The sequence below is a fragment of the Rosenbergiella metrosideri genome, from assembly GCF_022602565.1.
GTDB classification, from domain to species: domain Bacteria; phylum Pseudomonadota; class Gammaproteobacteria; order Enterobacterales; family Enterobacteriaceae; genus Rosenbergiella; species Rosenbergiella metrosideri.
Genome location: NZ_JALBCV010000033.1, coordinates 1 through 4,464 on the forward strand (window position 1 = coordinate 1; position 4,464 = coordinate 4,464).

Annotated in this window: 5 protein-coding genes; 3 read left to right on the forward strand and 2 right to left on the reverse strand. The window is 35.4% G+C overall.

Features of this window, described 5'->3' with window-relative positions; translation table 11 throughout:
- A partial coding sequence (locus tag MKR94_RS16210) for a recombinase family protein (RefSeq protein ID WP_241647859.1) occupies positions 1-269 on the reverse strand: 269 nt, incomplete at its 3' end.
- 319 nt (positions 270-588) lie between these two features.
- On the opposite strand from MKR94_RS16210, the gene MKR94_RS16215 reads away from it, so the two are divergent.
- From MKR94_RS16215 to MKR94_RS16225, 3 genes are all read left to right on the forward strand, one after another.
- A complete protein-coding gene (locus MKR94_RS16215; protein WP_241647855.1) occupies positions 589-1,086 on the forward strand; it encodes a helix-turn-helix domain-containing protein in 498 nt (165 codons plus the stop codon).
- A 1,326-nt stretch (positions 1,087-2,412) separates the two neighbouring features.
- Positions 2,413-2,991 (forward strand): hypothetical protein, encoded by a 579-nt coding sequence (locus MKR94_RS16220; protein ID WP_241647856.1) that lies wholly within the window; start codon positions 2,413-2,415, stop codon positions 2,989-2,991.
- 85 nt (positions 2,992-3,076) lie between these two features.
- Positions 3,077-3,799 carry a hypothetical protein gene (locus MKR94_RS16225; protein WP_241647857.1) on the forward strand — a complete coding sequence of 241 codons (723 nt, stop codon included), beginning with the start codon at positions 3,077-3,079 and terminating at the stop codon, positions 3,797-3,799.
- Positions 3,800-4,089: 290 nt separating this feature from the next.
- Here MKR94_RS16225 and MKR94_RS16230 read toward each other — a convergent pair.
- Positions 4,090-4,464, reverse strand: a 375-nt coding sequence (locus MKR94_RS16230) for a recombinase family protein (RefSeq protein WP_241647858.1), incomplete at its 5' end; no start/stop codon positions are given.

The following is a 4,464-nucleotide window of genomic DNA, read 5'->3' on the forward strand; positions in this document are numbered from 1 at the left end:
TTTTCGCTTAGCTTTGTTATCGTTGACAGGACATCGATAGTATTACGTCCCAATCGGTCTATAGCCGTTATGACGAGGACATCTCCTTCACGTACATAATCTAGTAAGGATTTTAATCCCAATCGCTTGGTGGACTCTACAGAGCCACTGACGGCATCATCTGTAAACCATTTCCTGACACTATAACCACGACCAGTGATTTGCTGTTTTTGATTATCTACTGTTTGTTCTTTTGTCGATACACGAGCATAACCAATAACATTGTTCATAATTTCATGTCCCATAAGTATGTCTCATAATTATAGAGTTTCAAAATTTAAAAACAAACCTTTTGAGACTATCTTTTTATGGTTTTTCTGAGCTTATTACTCAGTACCAAAAGGAGATGGTTTTGAGACTATTTAAATGTAAATACGATCTAAATTTTAGAGGTGACGAAAACAAGCCAAAAGTGACGCAAGGAAAGATGTTGTTTGAATTTGTATCAATTATTGCTGTATACATCCTACTAGGAATAAACAAAAAATAGTCATTAAAAATACTGTATATGTATACAGTTTTATTTTTGATTGTTTAGTGAGGTATGCAATGGCTAATCAGGTATCCAATTTACTCAATTTATCGCAAGCATCTGAGGCTGCTGGTGTAACCAGAAAGACTCTATACTCCCATATAGATAAGGGTCTTATCAGCGTTACAAATAAAAATGGTAAACGTTTTATAGATGTATCGGAGCTGATTCGTCACTATGGAAATGTATCCCTTCCTGTATCTAAAGTAAACGATGTTACACAGTCACAAAATAAACAAGATAATGATGTATATCTTGCTATACAGAATATGCAAAAGCAGATCGAATCACTCCAGAAGCTGGTCGCTGATCAATCCGACAGTATGGCTCTGCTTTTAGAAGATAAATTAGCTAGAAAATCACTCGAAGAAGAGCTGGTAGAGTTGAAGAAAGGTAATGAAGAAATTAGTACTGAAAACAAATCTATCAGAGACGAATTGAGTGCAGTGAAATCCGAGCTCGAAAAGGAAAAGAAAAAGAGTTTTCTAAAGCGGTTTTTTGGAGTTAAGTCGTAAATTATTATTCTAATAATTTAGAAATGTATGTCGCGCAAATAATCAATTTGACCGAAATCTCATCATACGCATTCATGACGAAAAAAAAGTGGAAATTGTTGACAGAGCGTTCTTCCTTTTGCCATGCGGTTTTGTAAAAAAACAAGAGATATTTGGTGTTTTTTTGTGCTTGTATCCTTGGTTTTAACATTTAATATAACAAGCTGAAGCTCAGTGAATACGCTGCTTGTAGCTATTTCTGAGGGGAAGTGAAAGTCACTACGGTGGTGAGAGACCATAGCGACTTTCTAAATTAGAAACCTAACTAGTTCCTAACAGTACATCTTGTTTTGACGATTCGATTGTACGGATTAGCGAAAACTAGTGCAATGAGATCGAACGCTATGATTGATAAAATTAAAGTTCGTAATTGGGTACTTGACGTAGTAGCAAAGGTATTTAAGATATTGATTATAAAGGAAATTGTTAAGTTTTTAGTCAATTTCTTACATTAAGAATATATGCTACATAAGCCCCAAATTTTCAAAGAGTTGGGGCTTTTTTGTATCTAAATTTTGATATAGAAGAGTCATAAAAAATTTATCAAATAGTAGTGATTTTGAGTTAAAGCGTGGTCGCTAGAAACTTTATACTTGATAGAGGATTAGGATTTAGGGCATTATTGAAAGCAGAAAGGGACACCGCCAAGTGTCCCTCTCAATTTGAAACAAGAAGACTACCAATCAACTTGTTTCTGGTAATGAGCCAGTCAGGGGCTGATCACCTTATTCAAGACTAAGTTTACCTACCAGTATCTAATACTGCAAGTCTAATCAAGATAATTCCCCCCTGATGATTCGTTACCGCTAGGCTATGGCTTTAGTGGGATTTCCCATACACGCTGATTTGGATTAAAGATGATAGTGGATCAGAATGTGTGCCTGTGTCGCTGGGATCAAGGGGAAGAATACTCACCAGCAACCTACCGCTTAGCACCGTAAAACAAGTTTAATCACATAGGGTAAGGGAATGAGAAAACCACGCCCAGCCAGTAGGCAAAAGTGGGAATGTGATAGACCAATGGAAAGGGTGTTAACTGACGAGGGTGTATTCAGGGCAAGGAGTACGAGAAATCGTATTCTCTCGCATAGTCGTCAGTAAAGCGTGAACCAGTCAAGTTTACCCGTATTTTATTGGGTAAATACTGGAGTCACCGCTTAGGTGTAGATCTCTTTCTGGCTCTCTTTCTGGCTCTATTCCTACTCACTATTCTTCAGTTGCTTCCTTTCATACTTTAAGCTTTATAATAACATGGTTAATTTATCTAACGTTTAATTAGGGTATAACTTGAAAAAGAGTAAACTATTTTCTGGGATTATTAGTGTATTGATAATTATTACCATCTCTGTGTTATTGCTTAAATGGTTCCACCGCTCTAGTGATAATGATCTTGAACTTATAAAGCTTAAAGTTTGTACTGATGGTACTAGCGGTGTTTGTTCGAAATCTTCTGTTGTTGATCATCCTGCCCAGGACTGGTATATCTTACATCTTCCATTAGTAACTAATGTATTTAGAGAAAGTTGGAGTGTCTACCATAATTCACATAGAACTAAGGATGACAAAGGTCAGTATCTATCTATTCCTGATTATTCTTCATTTAAATCGTTAATGGATATAAGTATTTTTGATTCTGAACCAGTTAAGCAACTTAAGATGTACTGTGCCACATCTGTCACTCAATCAAGCAGGTATGATCGTGGTTGCAAGAAACTAATTAATATTAAATCTCTAGACGGTATCAAATACCAAGCTAATTTTTATAATAACGATGCTGAAATGCGTAGGATTGTTGTTCAGCCATCAGAAGATGGTAAAAGCTACATTGCTTCATTCCAAGATGTTAGCGTCTTTGAAAAAGAATAATTATTAATTATACAGGAGGGTGATTATCCCTCTTGTTCATAAAAAATATTTTACTTCCATTTTTTATAGCAGGTCTATTTTAATAATGTTCCATTATCGCACAGCTTTACTATTAACTTTATTATTCTCTAGCTCATCTATGGCAGCTAGCTTTGATTGCTCTAAAGCATCAACTGACGTTGAGCATATGATTTGTGATAACCCTACGCTTTCTTCTTTTGATGAAGATATGGCGAAAGCCTACAAATCGGCTCTTGCTAGAAATCCTGATGACGTTGTTGTCATTAAGAAACTACAGCATGATTGGATTAAGATGAGGGATAGTATCAAGGATGAGGGAGAGCTTAGTGTTGCATATCAGTTTCAAATACTAGGTATGAATAATCTTGCTCCTGCTGATGAAGTTAACAAAGATTCTGATTCATCTGCTAACGAAGAACAAAATGGTGATAGTTCATCTAATGACGAACAAGCTTCTTCTAAAAAGAATGATAAAGAAGATAATAGTAAAAAGCACATTCCAGCTTTGGAAGATTACCTAAAGCCATATGTTAATATTAATGGTGATTATGTCAGCACAACTGAACTTGTTGATGGTAACCCTAATTTATTTGTTTGTGCTAGCACAGTAGCTAATGACGTTGTTAACATGAACAAGCAAAAAGCTATTAAGAATAACCAAGTAGATTTATTCTTCCAAGTTAAGGATAGAATCCATACTGCTAGTACGAATGCAACATATGATATGTTCATTCATGATTTATCAAAATCTAATATTTGTCAGTTCTTACCAGCAGGTGGACTATAAATCTTAGATTTACACACCAAGGTGTGCATCCTTGCCAAGGCAAGGATGTATCATTTTAAGAATAGAAATCTTTTAGAAAAGATTATTTTTTAATAAAAATCTTTTAAAATTATGTGCCAATATTGATGTTTTTATTTATTGGTCGACAGCTTTGCTGTCTCCAGTCAGAGACAATTATCAATATAATTAAGATAGATAAAAGATAATATAAAGATATATATCATCCTCGGCAGAAGGTAGATCTTTATTATACCGTGATTTATTTTTTTGTCAAGCCAGGTGCATTTTGGTCAATATTCAGACTTCATCTTCATTCTATAAAAAGTGGCTTTACTGATCCCGAGCGTTTCCATTATTTCTTTTGGTGAAAGACCTTCTGCTAATAATCTTTCCAAGTCTGTAATCTCTGCCTTTATAGGCCTACCACAATGCACACCAGATGACTGTGCTCTTTGAATTCCAGCTTTTCTTCTTTCATCAATCAAGTCTTTCTCTAGTTGTGCTAAAGAAGCCATTATACCTATTACAGCCATTCCCGTAGGTGTTGATAGATCAACACCTTCTCGTAGAGAAATAACCTTCACACCTTTTTCGCTTAGCTTTGTTATCGTTGACAGGACATCGATAGTATTACGTCCCAATCGGTCTATAGCCGTTATGACGAG